We start from the raw sequence: 16522 nt of genomic DNA on the forward strand, positions 1-16522 counted from the left end.
TGTTATCTTTCCCCCAAGAAGTAACGACTTCATCGTCCATAACAGGACGATAATCGTTCTTCGGAAATATAAGAACGGTTTACCCGTCAAACCTATAAACCCTTATATTTTAAAAACACCTGTACTTTTTATCGTAACACATTTCACAAGGAAAAACAGCATCCTAAGATGCTGTTACCGAGCGCAATCGATGTATTTTGTGTTTCATTTCATCGAGATAGAGTCGACCATGGCTCGGCATGAATCGTTCCGGCTTCGCAAAAAAGTACCCTTGCCCCATCTCAACATTGTGCCGCATTAGCACGCCTGCTTCTTCTTCCCGTTCGACCCCTTCAGCAATGACTTGGCATTGTATGTCATGCGCAAAGGACATGATCGCTTTGAGCATGGATTCCTTGGCGGCAACGCGATCAATTTCTTGAATGAGCGACTTATCAATTTTGATAATATCCGGGATGATCTCAAGAATAGATTGCAGACTAGAGAAGCCTGCACCTGCATCGTCAATCGCAACGCGAAATCCGAGACTGCGAAGCTTACGGATTACTTGCGAGCTGCTCACATAATCACGCATCAGATGTTGTTCCGTAATTTCGAAGATCACATGACTAGGCTTAATATTTTCCTTCTCAATATACCGTTTAATATTCCGTTCGAAGTGAGGGTGGCTCAGCGTCACCGCTGTAATGTTAATAAAGACGGGACTCATGATGCCCCGACCCTTCATTTCTTCGAAAGCCTTCTGGATCACCACGAACTCCAACTCAGACAGCAATTGAACCCGGTCCGCATAATCAAACAAAGCCTCTGGCGAGTGAAATATCGTATCGATCGGTCCCCGCGTGAGCACCTCATAACCGTATACTTCGCCCGTATTAAGATTCAAGATTGGCTGCGTAAGAACCGTAATATCCTTGTATTCAATAATTTGTCTTAATTGCTGCTTCAATGAATTGTATGGAACCGGCGCAAGCCCGGCTGCAAGCAGCCAGGCTTCTTGGACAGCGAGATAGATCCCATGCCTCTCATCATCGATATCCGCAGGGAGCTGTGTCGCACCGCTAATAATCTGAACCGTTAAATCACTCTCTTGTAGTTCAAAATTCAGATCCGTCTGAATTGACTTCCCGATGAGAATGGCAAGCGCATCCGTCTCTTGCGCCAGGAATGGAATCGTCTCACGAATAAAAATGCCATAGACATTGGTATGAATCATCTTGACCCCAATGAGCCTGGATGCATCGACATAATCAAGAATCGTATCCCGAAGAATATGTTCGAGGACCTTAGTCAGGTGCTGCATCGTATCTGAAGAATGCTGACGAATGAATTGATCAAATTGATGGACACTTAGTAGAATGAGCGAGCATATATGACCCTGCCGACGGGCCTTACGAACCTGATGAATAACGGGATCCCGCAGCTTAAAGCTCGGTGGCAGAATATTCATGGAACGGTTCGTTCGAGATAACATACAGATGTTCTTCAATCGTTTGATCGATTCATCAAAAAAGGTACTCATACTACGCTCTTATGCCCCCTCGCATCCAGACGTTCTTGTAGAGGTTGTTCAAAAAGTCATCATTTGATCACGAAGTAATTCAAGAAGCATAACCGACATCGAATCTTGCGTTCACCTTCGAAGTCCGGTACTCATTTAGGTTTTGCCTAAACTCCGTTCCTCCTTCTTCAGCCTCACGCAACCTTCTCGGTGCTTAAATGCCGACTTTTTGAACACGTTCTGTTGTCACTATTCTATCACAGCATAACAAAATATAACAATATTTGCCTTATTGTTACACGTCTCGCAAGGCGTTCGATAAATCATCAATCAAATCGTCAACATGCTCAAGCCCTACCGAATAACGAAGTAATCCGTCTGTGATTCCCTTCTCTAGACGAACTTCACGAGGCATGGAGGCATGAGACATCATGGCTGGGTACGATAAAATGCTCTCTACAGCGCCAAGGCTGACGGCTACGAGCGGGATTTTTACTTTACTGAGCACTTGCTTCGCCCGTTCACCAGAACCGACATCAAATGATACAACTGCGCCATAACCCGCGGACTGTTGCTCATGAATTACACGGCCAGGATGATTCGCTAGACCTGGATAGTATACCTTCGCAATCGAAGGTTCTTGTTCCAGCCATGCCGCCAGCTTCTTCGCACTCTGCTCCGAATGCGCCATACGCGCTTCAAGCGTCTTCATGCCGCGCATGAGAAGCCAGCTTTCTTGCGTACTAAGTACCGCTCCCATCCCATTCTGCAAGTATTTGACTTGGCGAGCAAGCTCTTCCGTAGCTGTGACAGCTAGTCCAGCAAGCACATCACTGTGACCGCCTAAGAACTTCGTCGCACTATGCAGTACAAGGTCCACACCAAGCTCAATTGGACGCTGATGATACGGTGTCATAAACGTATTATCCAGCATCGTTAGGAGGCCGTGTTCCTTCGCCCATGAAGTGACAGCGGCAATATCGGTAATTTTGAGCGTCGGATTTGACGGTGTCTCCATAAATACAGCTTTCGTATTCGGCTTCAGAGCGCTTTTCACTTGATCGAGATCCGTCATATCGACGAACGTCGTCTCAATGTTCATCCGACTTAGGATGGTCGTTAGGAAACGATAGGTCCCCCCGTATACATCTTCCGTCACGATCACATGATCTCCTGCGGATAACAACATGAAAGCGGTAGAGATCGCTGACATCCCGGACGGGAAAGCATACCCATTCGTTCCGCCCTCAAGCAAGGCGATATAGTCTTCTAGCGCCTGGCGTGTCGGATTCCCCGAACGGGAATAGTCATACGTCGGCGGATTGAAGATATCATGATGGTGGAAAGTTGATGCTTGATAAATCGGGACACTGGAAGCACCCGTCGTCTCGTCGATTTCACTTCCGAAATGAATCAACTTCGTTGCAAATTTACGATTCCGTTCTGATCCTTCTGCATGTGCCACGACTATGCCCCCTCGATCTCTTGTCTTGCAAGCTCAATTGCACGGCCTAAATCCGCAATAATATCATCGGCATGCTCTATCCCAACGGAGAAGCGGAGGAGACGATCATCTACGCCGACCTTCTCACGAATTTCAATCGGAATATCCGCATGGGTCTGCACGGCTGGATACGTCATCAACGACTCTACTCCACCAAGGCTCTCGGCAAAAGCAATCAATTGAATATGACGTAATATCGGCTCAATATATTTTGCTTCCTTCATTTTGAAGGAGAAAATACCCGTATTGCCTGAGGCTTGCTTCTTCTGAATTTCATAGCCGGGATGTCCCGGCAGACCTGGGAAATAGACTTGATCAACAAGCGGATGCTCCTGCAAATATGTAGCAACCCGTGTCGCATTATATTCATGACGCTCCATCCGCAGCGCCAATGTCTTCATGCCGCGCATTAACTGATAGCTGTCACTTGGACTCAGTACAGCACCAATCGAATTGTGCAGGAAGCCTGTATATTCAGATAGCTCCTTGCCTTTCGTAATGATCAGTCCGGCGAGCACATCATTATGACCGCCTAGATATTTCGTCGCACTGTGCACCACAATATCTGCACCTAGCTCAATGGGACGTTGCAAGAATGGTGTTAACAAGGTGTTATCGACAATCGTTAACATATTTTTGCGCTTCGCCCATGCCGCTACAGCTTCAATATCTGTGATCATCATCAGTGGATTCGTTGGTGTCTCGATGATAACCGCCTTCGTATTCGGCTGTGCCACTTCTTCCAGGGCATCGAAATCATTTGTATCCACATAAGAAGCTGTCACGCCAAAGCGCGACATAATTTTCTCGATTAACCGGTAAGTACCCCCGTATAGATCCAGCGAGACGATCAGATGATCGCCTTGACCGAACATGGCAAATACGGTCTGAAGCGCCGCCATTCCGGAGCTACAGGCAAACGCTGCATCGCCGCTCTCGAGTTTAGCTACCGCTTCTTCCAAGACGCTGCGAGTCGGATTCTTCGTCCGAATATAATCGAATCCAGTGCTCTGTCCTAGCTTCGGATGACGAAACGCAGTTGATTGATATATAGGATAATTAATCGCTCCCGTAACAGGTTCCTGCACAGAACCAATCTGCGCGAGACGACTTTCAATTTTCAAATCTTCTGACATGTCTAGAAATCCTCCTCTGTCCTATTAAATACCTGCGCCAAGGTCAAATGGTGTCTCTTGATATACATAGTAATTCAGCCAATTAGAGAATAATAAGTTGGCATGCGCACGCCATAGCGATAAAGGCACCCGTGATGGATCATCCTTCGGATAGTAGTTCTTCGGAATTGCGACATCAAGTCCTTTGGCAACATCACGGTCATACTCCCATTTTAATGTAAGCGGGTCATACTCGGAATGGCCTGTCACGAAAATTTGCTTGCCGTCTTTGGTCGCAACGATATAGATTCCCGATTCTTCGGATTCCGATAAAATCTCTAGGTTCTCATTAAGCTCGATATCTTCACGTCTTACCTCGGTATGACGGGATTGTGGTACGTAGAACTGCTCGTCGAATCCACGCAATAAGCTGATATTCGGCGTTGTAATCACATGCGGGTATACGCCAAAACACTTCTCTTCCAAAGAATATTTAGGTACGCCAAAGTGATAATACAGACCTGCTTGGGAGGCCCAACAGATATGCATGGTTGATGTTACGTTCGTCTTACTCCATTCGAAGATTTGTTCAAGCTCTTCCCAATAGTTCACTTCCTCGAACTCCATTTGTTCGACAGGCGCTCCCGTTACGATCATGCCGTCGAACCGACGATGGCGAATATCTTCAAAGGTATGGTAGAACGTCTCGAGATGCTCTACCGATGTATTTTTCGACGTATGGGATTTGGGATGAAGAAGAACCACCTCGACCTGCAGCGGGGTATTCCCGATGAGGCGCAGCAGCTGTGTCTCTGTCGTTTCCTTCGTTGGCATCAAATTTAAGATCACAATCTGAAGCGGACGAATGTCTTGATGGTATGCTACACTCTCATCCATCACAAAAATATTCTCATTAGTCAATATTTCTTTCGCTGGCAATGCATCTGGAATTTTAATCGGCATGCGTCATTCGCTCCTTTGTGGGATTCTTAATTCATGATGGTTATTGCTCGGAAGGTACAAAAAAAGACCTTCCAAGAGAAGGCCTACGTTAATAAATCCGGCGCCTCTCTCATCTCTCAGTAACGAAATCCATTCGTTTCCGCAAGAATTAGCACCGTGCTTTTCAGTCGGTTGCCGGGTATCATCGGGCTAGTCCCTCCACCTACTCTTGATAAGAATTTAGCAAAACCTTATTTGGTTTTATCATACATAACCCTACTTTAATCCAATTTGAAACAGACGTCAATACACTTCCATCCGCTCAATACTCTACACGCTGCGAACGCACCATTCTTCGGTCCGTGCCATATTCTACTTTAACTTGGTTCACCGTTTTTTTCATTGCTTGTAAGATATAAGCGCGTTATACTAAGACGAGTGTTCCAAGAGATGAAACATAAAGCAGAGGTGAGTAAGGATGGAAGGCGACCCTATACCGCAGAGGACAATGTCACATGTACAATTAAATAGGAATGAAATCTGTCGGTTGTGCCTGAAGTCTGTGTAACAAACGCATCTTTTGGCCTGCCTTCTGGTTTCATTCGGGAAGAGGAGTGAAATCAGATGAAAATCCGGTTGGTACAAGAAGGTGTATTCACCGTCATCGAAGATATTAACCAAACGATCATCCCTCCAGCGAACGGCTTCTATTGGATCGATGCAGATGTCGAAGATCTGATCGTCCTGCAGCCGTTGTTCTTGCTGCACGATTTGGCCGTGGAGGATTGCCTCAGTGAAGAGGAACAGCGTCCTAAGATTGAAATTTACGAGGGACATTATTTTATTGTTATTAACAGTATTCGATTTGATGATGAAGAAATTTTCTTGCGCGCCCTGAGTATGTTCCTGGGCAAACATTATATTATTACGGTAACGAAGCAGAAGATCAATGAGCTCCGCACGGTGAAGCCAATTTTGTGGGAGCAAGAAGTCAATCGACCTGATAATTTCTTATATCATTTGGTCGACCTTGTCGTTGACAGCTATTTCTCTGTCGGGGATCGGATTGAAGACCGCATTGAACATCTGGAAGAAGATATCGTCCTTCATACGAAAAAAACACATTTGAACGAAATTATCGGTCTGCGAAGCGAAATCCTGTGGCTCAAGAAGGTTCTTGGACCGCAGAAAGACGTGATTGCGACCTTGAATAAGAAAGATCTGCGTCTCATCGATGACCAGCTGCAGAAATACTTCAGTGACATTTATGAGAATGCCGTCAAAATATCAGAGACCTTCGATACGTTCCGCGATCTGATGGCCAACTTACGAGAAGCTTATCAGTCCAGCGTCGCGAACCGCGCGAATGAGATCATGAGAGTCTTTACGGCGCTCACGACCATCTTCATGCCGATGACGATCATCACCGGGATCTACGGGATGAACTTCACCCATATGCCTGAACTCAATTGGACTTATGGGTATTACATCGTTCTAGGCGCTATGCTCTGCCTGGGGTTTGGGATGTACTTCCTTTTCAAGAAAAAGAACTGGCTATAACAACTTCTCGTGCTGATAAGTCGATTTTTTTAACATAATCAATGCAGGACTTGATCTGAACTGCTGCGCTTAGCAGTGTAGATCAAGTCCTGTTTTTCATTTATCCTGCCTGACGTTGTTGATTGTCTATCTCTCGCTGACGCCGATAACGAATACGAACCAATCGAATACGCTCGTAATACATGGCCGCTTGCTCTCCTTGCAGCCCCGTATCCCCATAGACCTCGAGCAAGATCGGCTTCAAATATCGATACCCATCGCGCTCAATAGCCGACCATATGGCGGCCTGCTCCTCTAGAGGCACCTGCTGGAGCTCTTCTTCGATCAGACGCTCGATATCATACCCTTCCCGATCAAGACTTTCGAGCGCAATCAGAATATTCCGACGCGACATGCTGCAATACTGCTCCAGATCTGTGATGGAACAACCCTGCTGAATTCCTTCCAGCAAACGTTTCTGTTCTGCAAGCCGATCCATTTCCTGCTTATATTTTTGTTCTTTTTGCTTATTCAGCCATTGGGCATATTCTTCCCGAGTCACCTGTTCTTTGACCCAATCCAGCGGAAACACTGTCGTTCGTTCGGTATCTTGAAGCAAGCTTACAATCTCCTCGCCATAGAGGTTCACCTTGTTCTCTCCGAAGCCAGGTAGTTGAAGCAACTCCTCCATCGTCTGCGGTACATAGACGCTGATTAGGCGCAGCATACGGTTCGTCGCAATGAAATAAGGAGCCTTCTTGTCAGCAGTGGCGCGAGATCTACGCCATTGACTTAACAAGGCATATAACGATTCATTCGGATATAAATCGCTATAGCAAGCGAGCAGCTGCGACCGAACCAATCGTCCCGAGTGCTCCGCATCACTAATCATTCCATCAATAATCGGAGCGTACCCTTCCCCTAACTTCACCGCAACACCATGTCGAAATGTGGTTAGAAGCTCCTCCCAGGACGTACCCGAGTACCATACCGATTGTTCCATCTTGCCATGGAAGGGTTCACTCCATACAAGCTGCCACACCCCATGCGCCTCACCAATCGATAATTGCGATGTAATAGTCCCTTCTGATTCTTGCTTCCTTTCAAACGTGTTCAGAAAAACGATATTCATCATCCACCTCCAGAAAGTTCATGAACGCACGCAAAAAAGCACCCCTCTTATATAAAACAAGAGAGGTGCTTCCTCATTCGTTCGTTCATGCAATTAAGATCATCATAGCATAATTCCAAATTCTGGGCAAGTATAGGGAGACAAAAGTTTTCAAATAACTATAGGTACAGAAATTATAGTTCCTGTTCTTCCCAAATTCCGCTATAATGACCTCATAATCATTGAAGGAGTGACATCCATGTCTCAGCACGAGTTAGATTTTCTATCGGATTCAACGGAAGCAACGACGACGCGATTCGTGACATTCATTGGCGCAAGCTATAAACGGTTCGACCTCGCCATCATGACAACCAACCGCTTCTACGGGAAGAAATTAGTTACTGATCTTCAGAGCGGTATTACGGCAATTATCGGTGAAGAAGATTTAGAGGAAGAAGGCTACTTGGAATTCACCTTCAAACTGTCGGAAGAGGAAGCAGGCGACCTGCGCGAATTCCTTCACATGGTTGTAGGCCCTACTGTCTTCACAGATTAATTACAATCCATCGATATAGAAAAAGGCTACCTTACTCATCGAGCAAGGTAGCCTTCTTCTTGTTTCACTGCAAATTCATGCCGAACAGCAGCATGTTGCTCAGCGGTCTACCTGCTGACGTAAGGACTCTCCCATTGGCATAGAGGCCGGATGATGCGCCCCCGTCCAAATTCATTGCCTGCTGCGCTCCAAGCTTCTGCATCACTTGTGCCCACGCTTGAATTGTCGCTCCATTGACCGTTGCAATCATAATGGAGCCATCCTTCATGACAGCAATCCCACTTCGTGCACCGCCGCTGGTCAAAATTTTGGCAGATGTAAACCCTTCGGCCGTCGGATTCACCGCGAGCTTACCATCCTTCACAAGTCTTGGGCCCGCCCCAACTGCGGTGATGACATCTCCCCAAGGGATCTCATTGCCTTGCAGGTCCTTATAGTGAACTTCATATGAAGCCATTGCACCCACTTTAAATCGTTTTGCTTGCCCTGTCTCGCTACCGTTAAAGACAAGCACATAACCATTCGCTGGGATCGCGACATCTTGATTTTGCGTCACTTTGGTGACTACGCCTTTATCTATGACAACCATCTCACCATAGCTAAATCCAATGGTCTTGCCTCGTGCCGGTGTGTAGAGGATGCTGCTCGATTTCCCTTTAACAGGCGTTCGGTTTGCAAAATAGACATAATAACTGCCGCTTTTGCCGCTGTCCGGATCGTAGACACTCCCCGTAACAGATACCCGTAAATGATCCATCCGAACTTGGCCATTTTTCGTAAATCCAATCGTTGTCCCGGTGTTCCCAATATGAGCAAGCTGACCATTCTGTATGATCATGCCATAAGGCTCTGGAATACCGCCATAGGCTTCAAAGTATGTGCCATTGATACCATAATCCGCATGATACCGTTTAACAATGTCTTTCATATTCGCTGTCTGACCGACCTTGCCGCCTGCCAGACCTACTTGTACACCGATATTTTTCGGCATCGTCACGGTCTGTACCGTATAAGTACGTCCGCCTACGGCAACCTTCTTCATCTCGACTTTTGGTTGGTAAGCAAGCTGCTGCGTTCCTTTCGAGGAAGATGTCGTACTGCCCGCAGTACCTCCTTGCCCTGCTGCCGTAGCTACAACAGCTCCGGTAAGACTAAGGACAAGTGTAAGGACGATGGTCCGAATAAACTTAGTTGACATGCTGACTGTTACACCCCGATCAATGAATTTAAACTCTGCATTTCTAATTCTGCAAATTTGCGTTCAATTTGTGTACGATCTAAGGTGAATTCGCAGTTGTCTATCGAACAGACGAGCGGCACATCGCAACGAATACGTGCTAAATCGCGAGATAAGTGTAGCATGTCGATGTCCGCTTCAATTTTGGTACGCACAGCTTTGGTCAGTTCATGAAGGTTCTCTAAGATTCCTTCTACGGATTCGTATTGTTGAACGAGCTTGTAAGCTGTTTTCTCTCCAATCCCGCGAACACCCGGATAGTTATCACTGGTGTCCCCCATCAAGCCTTTCACATCGATTACTTGCGCCGGTGTGAGTTGACGTTCTTCCATGAGTGTGGTCGGGTTGTAGACCATATAATTCCCGTGTCCTTTTTTCATAATGATGACATGGATACGTTCGTCAACCAATTGCAGCATATCGTGATCGCCGGTCAGGATATAGATATCCATGTCAGATCCATACTGCTTGGCGATCGTACCGATACAATCATCGGCCTCGTATCCAACTTCACCGATATTCGGAATGCCGAAGCTCTCCATCACTTCACGAATTAAGCTGAATTGCGGGATAAGATCTTCTGGCGCTTCGCCGCGATTAGCTTTGTAATCCGAGAATTGCTCGGTACGAAACGTCTTGCTCCCCATATCCCAACAGCAAGCGATATGCGTTGGATCGAATTTCGATACGGCATCCCAGAAATAACGAATGAATCCATAGATCGCATTCGTCGGAATACCTGAACTTGTCTTGCGAATATAACCGCCGTATGCTGTCGCATAATAAGCGCGGAATAACAAAGCCATCCCGTCGACGAGGAGTAACTTCTGTTTATTGTGTTCCACCTTTGGATCTCTCCTAACTCTAATCTAGTAACAACCTGTAAGTAACATCCTATTATTCTAGCATAGTACGCTCGTCACTGCCCGGCCTCTTTTTGCCATTATAGAGGTTGTTCAAAAAGTCATCATTTGATCACGAAGTAGTCCGTGAAGCATATTCGCCATCGAATCTTGCATTCACCCTTGAAGTCCGGTACTCATTTAGGTATCTCCTAAACTCCGTTCCTCCTTCTTCGGGTTCTCGCAACCTTCTCGGTGCTGAAATGCCGACTTTTTGAACACACATTATAATATCCTACCCCAGGTTCAGCCCCAGCTAGTCTCGTACTGCTCTTCTTTGAATCCAACCGTTACTTGCTTCCCATCAGTAACAATCGGGCGTTTGATCAATCGGCCATTCGATGCTAACAGCTTGACTTGTTCCTCCGCGCTCATCTTAGGCAGCTTGTCCTTCAGCTGCATTTCCCGATAGACTTCACCCGAAGTATTCCAGAATTTCTTCAATTCAAGGCCGCTATTTTCGATTAATGTCTTCAATTCCGCTTCCGTCGGCGCGACCTCGAAGATATCTTGGAGCTCCAGCTCATGCCCTTTCGCTTGAAGCGATTTAATGGCGCTGCGACAGGTGCCGCATTTCGTATAATGATAGACTTTTAACTTGGACATGACAGATTCTCCTTATAGCTCACTAAGTAATTTCGTTCTTCATTGCGTCTTGCAGCTGCTGAAGATCGTCAGGTAATTCTGCGGTAAATTCCATCCATTGCTTCGTGATCGGATGCGTAAAACCAAGCTTCCAAGCATGCAGCGCATGCCGATCCATTCGCACGTCTAACGCCTGCGCCTTAGCATCTGTAGCTTCGTCAACGGGAACTAGAAACTTGTACATTTTATCACCGATTAATGGACAACCAATGGATTGCATATGCACGCGAATTTGATGGGTGCGGCCCGTCTCCAGCTTTAGCTGTATCTTAGCACCCGCAGACGATTTATAAGATTCCAGCGTTGTATAATGCGTAGTCGATGCATAGCCTGTTGGCGTCACAATGCGAACATGCGGCGATTCCGGGTCACGATCAATCGGACCTTCAATCGTCCCTTGCAGCGGATCCGGTATCCCATGGACAAAAGCCAGATACTGCTTGTCCACTTGCCCTGCAATCATTTGCTCAGAAATATGCTGATGAATATACGGATTCTTCGCGATCGCGAGCACACCCGAGGTCTCTTGATCCAAGCGATGAACAGGCCGGAATCGATAATTCCAGCCCTGCTGTTGCCAGTAATGGACAACTCCATTGGCAAGTGTATTCATATAATGACCATGCGTAGGGTGAACGATGATCCCTGGTTCTTTATGCACGACTAAGAGATGTTCATCCTCGTAAATAATGGTGAAATCAATCGGCTGCGGCAAAATATCATCCGACTGCTCCTGCTCCATCCGAATCTGAACACAATCGCCTGCCTGCACACGAACACTGATATAATGTCGCTCACCATTCACCGTAATCCCTTGCTCGGTTAGCTTCAATCTCGACATTAATTTGCGAGATACCATTAATCGATTCGATAGAATCGTCTTTAACAGCATCCCCTCCTCCGTTGGAGGAACGATATAAGTGATCGGTTCGTAATATTGTGTCTCGGTTGTCATGGCTCGGAACGGAACACCTCTGCACTGCGAATATATTCAACATCGGGAACACCGCTCCGTACATTCGCCGTTCGAGCGAGCACGAAGAATAAATCCGATAATCGATTCAAATAGTGGCGAACCTCGGTATGAATGTCTGCGACACTCCCCAGCTTCACAACCAGTCGTTCTGCACGACGGCATACCGTTCGGCACACGTGAAGCGATGCAGATCCACTGCTTCCACCCGGAAGAATGAACCGTGTCAGCTTCGGATTTTCTTGTTCATAATGATCAATCCATTGTTCTAATTGCGCTGTCATCTCAGCTTGAACTTTGAAGCTCTTCCCATCTGGATTCGCGAAGGCGAGATCCGAGCCGCAATCGAATAGCTCATGTTGAATTTGCAGCAATACGGATCGGATATCTGAGAATCGCTCCCCGCCAAGTTGACTCATCGCTTGACCAACGAAGCAATTCAACTCATCAATTGTTCCATACGTCTCTACTTGAATATGATCTTTCGGTACACGTCCGCCGATGACCGACGTCGTTCCTTGATCCCCCGAGCGAGTATAGATTTTCATCCTAAATCCCTCCCGAATTTCACCTGTTTACTTAATAGTTCCACAGCAATCCCTGATGTTAACAAATACAATTGCTTGCTTCTTGCAGCTAATCGTTCATTAATCGCCGGCAGCCATTCATGGAATAGACGTCGATACGCTACGGTCTCATCCCATCCGCCGTTCATCTCATTTGTGATGACGAGAATTGCACCTTGATAGGCAAGAATAGACTGCACCAGCTGTTCGACGCGCATCTCGACATGCGCTTTCATGTCCTTCTCATCGAGATTGAGCTTGGCAGCAGCCTTTACTTCACCGTAGAGCCACACCGCGATACTATCCACCACGAGCACACGATTCCGCGCCGTGTATGGATTCGACTGCACATTAATCGTATCAATAATTTCAGGAAGTAACGGATCGGTCTCAATAATTTTCCATACAAAGGAGGAGGGAGCCACTTGTTCCTTATCTTTATCCGGCCATCGCGAGACAAGCCACATGCCCGTCTTGCCCAATGTCGAAGCCAACTGCAGCGCAAAGCTTGTCTTCCCACTGCCTGCGCCACCTGTTATCATCACCAACAAGTGAGTTCCTCCCTTCCTTCATTTATTTGATCGAAAATCTCACTACCCGCTACTCTACCATCGACTTCAACACTTGCTTTGCAAGTTCAGGATGCGGCGCGTTCGACGGAATAATCACGAACAGATTCTCTAATGCGAACCCAATGGACTTGAACATCTTCATATCATGAATTGGAATTGCATAGAGATGTTCTTCCTTCTTTTCTTGGTCTTTCCCTGATGCATCCGGTACAAGAACAGTCCCTTCAACAAAGCCGCGTTTGTACTTCTCCTTGTCAAATGTATCTTCGAGCGGTGTCGTTCCTGAATTCTTCGCAAAGTTCTTCATATCTTCCTCAGGAACTACCATCATATCATTCGAGCCTACCGCAAGTTCGGCAATCAACTTCTGTATACTGTACATCGCGCTTGCGTTTACTTCGACCTTTTTCTCACTTCCGAGCTGCTGCTGCAGCTGAGCCTTCACTTGATCTGTTACTTCCTGTGGTATAACTTGCTGTTGTCCAGGCATCAATAAGATCGTAAGATCCGCCTCATCACCGCAGCCCGCTAAGAGGCTCATCGTAACTAACATCATAAGAATGATTCCGATTCTTTTCATGTACATTGCGTCCCTTCTGCTGTGTGCATCTATACCACCCACTATATCATAAACTTGGAAGACACAAAATAACCCCACAAAGTGGGGAAATCCGCTTCGAAGCTGATTCAGGTACTTTGCGGGGGGCCACGAAAATAATAATTTCTATATGTTTAAAAAGAAAACTCTGGAAGGTCTTCTCCTCTTCATCAGCTTAACTGTACTTTCATTTCCTGGAAGCAGGTGGACTGACGGAATAACAATGAGATCGTCGTCCCCACACCAACCTGACTCTCTACCTCAATATGACCGTCATGCTCGTGAACAAGCTGTCTCGCGATCGCCATGCCAAGACCAGTCCCTTGATGGAGATTCTCGGTCGGAGTGCCTCGGTAATAACGTTCAAATAATCGATCAACCGTCGCCTCATCCATTCCTAACCCCTGATCTTGAATTTCGATTCGAAACGCACCATCCTCTTCGATAGCCATCATCACCTGAATATGTGTATCCGAAGGGTTATGTAATTGTGCATTGGCCAGCAAATTCTCAAGGATACGGCGGAAATATTTCACATCAACCGGATAATAAATCGGCTGGGCGGCAGGTACAAACTGAATCTGTCGCTGCTCGTGTTGCGGATGCTGTTGCATCTGCAGTACCATTTTGCCGATAAATTCATTCATTTCGATCTCGACCTTCTGCATCGGAACGGCATGATTGTTCAGGCGATAGGTTAGATTGAGATCATCAATCATCTCATCCATATGGAAGGACTTCTCCCGAATAATACACGCAAACTCCTGTATTTCCTCTTGCCGCCATTCATAGGCATTCGATTCGAGTACATGCGCATACCCCATAATCGATGATAAAGGTGTCTTAAGATCATGCGATACACCCGCAATCCACTCTTCACGCGTCGTCTCTAGCTGCTTGCGAATCAGCTCGTTTTTCTGCAGCGACTCTGTTAGGTAGTGTAAGGAGTCGATCATCTCAGCATAGGTCTGAAACCTTCTCTTCATCCGCCCTGACCGGTTCATACTCCGCGCATACCCTTTACGATCCACGGGTTCCATGAACCGCCCCTGCGCCAAATGCTTCAGCCAATCAATCATATGAAGAATTGGCGTTCCGAACCGATGACCATACCATAAAGCTATAACAGCTAATAGAATGATAATAATTCCAAGCAAGATACATAGGCTGATGACAAAGACATAGATCATTGCCAAATAAGGATCCTGTGGGACGCCTGAAGCTTCATTCCGAATAGGAAGATGCACTAACCAAGTATTTCCTGTTGCTGGATCAAACACGGACTCCAACTGCGAAGCATACCGCTCAGGATATTGCGTACGTAAGATAATATCATGTACAGCATATTGGCTTGGTCCATCCGCAGGTTTATGATAGGAGGCGATCTCTAACCCCTCCGCATTAATGACCTGCACCCACCCCGATAATTGGGAGATTTGCGCAGCAAGTGGCCCTGTGATCTGAATCTCCCCATTCTTTAATTCGACCGATTGCAGTAAGGTTCTCTTCATCTCTGCAATAGGATTCTTGACGCCATAAATCAACGTATAGAGGCTCCCTTTTCTCTCTTGAATCCACACATATAAGCCATAAGGGAACGGTCGCTCTCCCGTCCAATAGCTTGTTAATTCACCGGGATTATACTGACTCGGCAAATCATCCGGCGTCTCAAAATCAGCAATCACCTGGTTACGATCATTAATCAATTGCAGCCATCCGCCCTGCTCACGAATTTGATCTAATAGTTCAGGATCAAATGTGATCTTCCCGTCCTTCTCAGATAGAGAGTTCATGAGCATGGGCAGACCTGATTTGGCAAAATCACGTTCCTGCTCCAGCTGATTTAGTTTGTTGAATGCAACAAATAGAACCGTTAGAATTAATGCGAGCATCAGCATACCAACGAACAATAACTGTCTAATATAAATGAAAATAAAACGTCGATTCACGGTCATCCGCTTATTCATCGTTCCTCCGAACGAGCTTATACCCAAGTCCTCGCACCGTCATCAAATATTTCGGCTCTGCCGGATTCGGTTCAATGCGCTCACGAATCCGATGGATATGGACCATCACGGTATTATCATCATTGATGCTATGATCTCCCCATACCCGTTCATACAGCTGCTGCTTACTGAATATCCCGTTCGGATGCTGACAGAAGAATTGGAGCAATTGGAACACTTGCGCCGGGCAATCCACTTGCTTCCCTTGTACCCAAAGTTCCCCTGCATACGCATCCAGCTGAAAGCCACCATAATCATAAAAGCTGATGCTCCGTTCTGCTTCCCGGTTCACGTTCTTCGCATATCGCCGGAGCTGCGCCTTCACACGTGCAATGACCTCAAGCGGGTTGAAAGGCTTCGTGACGTAGTCATCCGCTCCCAGTGCAAACCCCGTTAATTTATCCAAATCCGTCGTACGAGCTGTTAAGAATAGAATCGGCGCATCGGTCGTCTGCCGAATCCATGGACAAATATCAAACCCACTCTGACCCGGAAGCATCACATCGAGCAAGACCATATCATACGTCACACGTTGACAGGCCTTAATCGCTTCTTCCCCTGTCGATGCTGTATCTACATTGAGGAACCCTTCTTTATGTAACACCGTTTTTAATAGCTTCAATATCGATGCTTCATCATCAACTAACAAAATTTTAGCATGATTCATCCTGTATTCCCCAATCTTTCGGTACTGCTATCACCATAACATCTTTTGATTTCTTATAGTAGAATGTGATCTTAACAGAACCTTAATT

Annotated in this window: 16 protein-coding genes and 1 riboswitch; of the genes, 2 read left to right on the plus strand and 14 right to left on the minus strand. The window is 46.4% G+C overall.

Annotated features, from left to right (window positions below; genetic code table 11):
- Positions 1-163: 163 nt before the first annotated feature.
- The 4 genes from AC3WU2_RS21805 to metA all read right to left on the minus strand — a co-directional run bounded on the left by AC3WU2_RS21805 (position 164) and on the right by metA (position 5083).
- Positions 164-1522, minus strand: a complete 1359-nt coding sequence (locus tag AC3WU2_RS21805) for an EAL domain-containing protein (protein ID WP_492457126.1) — start codon at positions 1520-1522, stop codon at positions 164-166.
- Positions 1523-1796: 274 nt separating this feature from the next.
- The gene (locus tag AC3WU2_RS21810) at positions 1797-2966 is read right to left on the minus strand and encodes an aminotransferase class I/II-fold pyridoxal phosphate-dependent enzyme (protein WP_492457127.1); all 1170 of its coding nucleotides are present in this window, start codon (positions 2964-2966) and stop codon (positions 1797-1799) included.
- 2 nt (positions 2967-2968) lie between these two features.
- Entirely contained in the window at positions 2969-4141 is a 1173-nt protein-coding gene (locus tag AC3WU2_RS21815) for an aminotransferase class I/II-fold pyridoxal phosphate-dependent enzyme (protein ID WP_018756190.1), read from the minus strand.
- 24 nt (positions 4142-4165) lie between these two features.
- Positions 4166-5083, minus strand: coding sequence for a homoserine O-acetyltransferase MetA (gene metA, locus AC3WU2_RS21820; RefSeq protein WP_018756191.1), 918 nt, complete (start codon positions 5081-5083; stop codon positions 4166-4168).
- Positions 5084-5189: 106 nt separating this feature from the next.
- Positions 5190-5301: riboswitch (SAM riboswitch) on the minus strand.
- Positions 5302-5686: 385 nt separating this feature from the next.
- Here metA and corA point away from each other — a divergent pair.
- On the plus strand, positions 5687-6622 hold the full coding sequence (corA, locus tag AC3WU2_RS21825) for a magnesium/cobalt transporter CorA (protein ID WP_492457128.1): 936 nt from the start codon (positions 5687-5689) through the stop codon (positions 6620-6622).
- Between the two features lie 100 nt (positions 6623-6722).
- Here corA and AC3WU2_RS21830 read toward each other — a convergent pair whose 3' ends face one another.
- Positions 6723-7736 (minus strand): HRDC domain-containing protein, encoded by a 1014-nt coding sequence (locus AC3WU2_RS21830; RefSeq protein ID WP_492457129.1) that lies wholly within the window; start codon positions 7734-7736, stop codon positions 6723-6725.
- 235 nt (positions 7737-7971) lie between these two features.
- On the opposite strand from AC3WU2_RS21830, the gene AC3WU2_RS21835 reads away from it, so the two are divergent.
- The gene (locus AC3WU2_RS21835; protein WP_314585615.1) at positions 7972-8268 is read left to right on the plus strand and encodes a DUF3055 domain-containing protein; all 297 of its coding nucleotides are present in this window, start codon (positions 7972-7974) and stop codon (positions 8266-8268) included.
- Positions 8269-8332: 64 nt separating this feature from the next.
- On the opposite strand, the gene AC3WU2_RS21840 is transcribed toward AC3WU2_RS21835, so the two are convergent.
- The 9 genes from AC3WU2_RS21840 to AC3WU2_RS21880 form a co-directional block, all read right to left on the minus strand.
- Positions 8333-9466, minus strand: a complete 1134-nt coding sequence (locus AC3WU2_RS21840) for a phosphodiester glycosidase family protein (protein ID WP_492457130.1) — start codon at positions 9464-9466, stop codon at positions 8333-8335.
- Between the two features lie 8 nt (positions 9467-9474).
- Complete coding sequence (locus AC3WU2_RS21845; RefSeq protein WP_492457131.1) at positions 9475-10350, minus strand: 5'-3' exonuclease; 876 nt, start codon at positions 10348-10350, stop codon at positions 9475-9477.
- 303 nt (positions 10351-10653) lie between these two features.
- The gene (locus AC3WU2_RS21850) at positions 10654-11013 is read right to left on the minus strand and encodes an arsenate reductase family protein (protein ID WP_492457132.1); all 360 of its coding nucleotides are present in this window, start codon (positions 11011-11013) and stop codon (positions 10654-10656) included.
- Positions 11014-11035: 22 nt separating this feature from the next.
- On the minus strand, positions 11036-12007 hold the full coding sequence (locus tag AC3WU2_RS21855) for an RluA family pseudouridine synthase (protein WP_492457133.1): 972 nt from the start codon (positions 12005-12007) through the stop codon (positions 11036-11038).
- The gene (locus AC3WU2_RS21860) at positions 12004-12573 is read right to left on the minus strand and encodes a cob(I)yrinic acid a,c-diamide adenosyltransferase (RefSeq protein WP_314585621.1); all 570 of its coding nucleotides are present in this window, start codon (positions 12571-12573) and stop codon (positions 12004-12006) included. The genes AC3WU2_RS21855 and AC3WU2_RS21860 overlap by 4 nt, the downstream gene beginning before the upstream one ends.
- Complete coding sequence (locus tag AC3WU2_RS21865) at positions 12570-13133, minus strand: bifunctional adenosylcobinamide kinase/adenosylcobinamide-phosphate guanylyltransferase (RefSeq protein WP_492457232.1); 564 nt, start codon at positions 13131-13133, stop codon at positions 12570-12572. The genes AC3WU2_RS21860 and AC3WU2_RS21865 overlap by 4 nt, the downstream gene beginning before the upstream one ends.
- A 58-nt stretch (positions 13134-13191) precedes the next feature.
- Entirely contained in the window at positions 13192-13743 is a 552-nt protein-coding gene (locus tag AC3WU2_RS21870) for a hypothetical protein (protein WP_492457134.1), read from the minus strand.
- 188 nt (positions 13744-13931) lie between these two features.
- Positions 13932-15728 carry a sensor histidine kinase gene (locus AC3WU2_RS21875; protein WP_492457136.1) on the minus strand — a complete coding sequence of 599 codons (1797 nt, stop codon included), beginning with the start codon at positions 15726-15728 and terminating at the stop codon, positions 13932-13934.
- Complete coding sequence (locus AC3WU2_RS21880) at positions 15721-16434, minus strand: response regulator transcription factor (protein ID WP_492457137.1); 714 nt, start codon at positions 16432-16434, stop codon at positions 15721-15723. The genes AC3WU2_RS21875 and AC3WU2_RS21880 overlap by 8 nt, the downstream gene beginning before the upstream one ends.
- Positions 16435-16522: the final 88 nt, after the last annotated feature.

Source organism: Paenibacillus sp. EB106-05-06-XG162 (assembly GCF_058791655.1).

Coding starts and splice junctions, on each gene's coding strand:
- AC3WU2_RS21805 (WP_492457126.1), bottom strand. CDS start 1,522: ATGAGTACCTTTTTTGATGAATCGATCAAACGATTGAAGAACATCTGT.
- AC3WU2_RS21815 (WP_018756190.1), bottom strand. CDS start 4,141: ATGTCAGAAGATTTGAAAATTGAAAGTCGTCTCGCGCAGATTGGTTCT.
- metA (WP_018756191.1), bottom strand. CDS start 5,083: ATGCCGATTAAAATTCCAGATGCATTGCCAGCGAAAGAAATATTGACT.
- corA (WP_492457128.1), top strand. CDS start 5,687: ATGAAAATCCGGTTGGTACAAGAAGGTGTATTCACCGTCATCGAAGAT.
- AC3WU2_RS21830 (WP_492457129.1), bottom strand. CDS start 7,736: ATGATGAATATCGTTTTTCTGAACACGTTTGAAAGGAAGCAAGAATCA.
- AC3WU2_RS21835 (WP_314585615.1), top strand. CDS start 7,972: ATGTCTCAGCACGAGTTAGATTTTCTATCGGATTCAACGGAAGCAACG.
- AC3WU2_RS21840 (WP_492457130.1), bottom strand. CDS start 9,466: ATGTCAACTAAGTTTATTCGGACCATCGTCCTTACACTTGTCCTTAGT.
- AC3WU2_RS21850 (WP_492457132.1), bottom strand. CDS start 11,013: ATGTCCAAGTTAAAAGTCTATCATTATACGAAATGCGGCACCTGTCGC.
- AC3WU2_RS21855 (WP_492457133.1), bottom strand. CDS start 12,007: ATGACAACCGAGACACAATATTACGAACCGATCACTTATATCGTTCCT.
- AC3WU2_RS21860 (WP_314585621.1), bottom strand. CDS start 12,573: ATGAAAATCTATACTCGCTCGGGGGATCAAGGAACGACGTCGGTCATC.
- AC3WU2_RS21865 (WP_492457232.1), bottom strand. CDS start 13,133: ATGATAACAGGTGGCGCAGGCAGTGGGAAGACAAGCTTTGCGCTGCAG.
- AC3WU2_RS21870 (WP_492457134.1), bottom strand. CDS start 13,743: ATGAAAAGAATCGGAATCATTCTTATGATGTTAGTTACGATGAGCCTC.
- AC3WU2_RS21875 (WP_492457136.1), bottom strand. CDS start 15,728: ATGAATAAGCGGATGACCGTGAATCGACGTTTTATTTTCATTTATATT.
- AC3WU2_RS21880 (WP_492457137.1), bottom strand. CDS start 16,434: ATGAATCATGCTAAAATTTTGTTAGTTGATGATGAAGCATCGATATTG.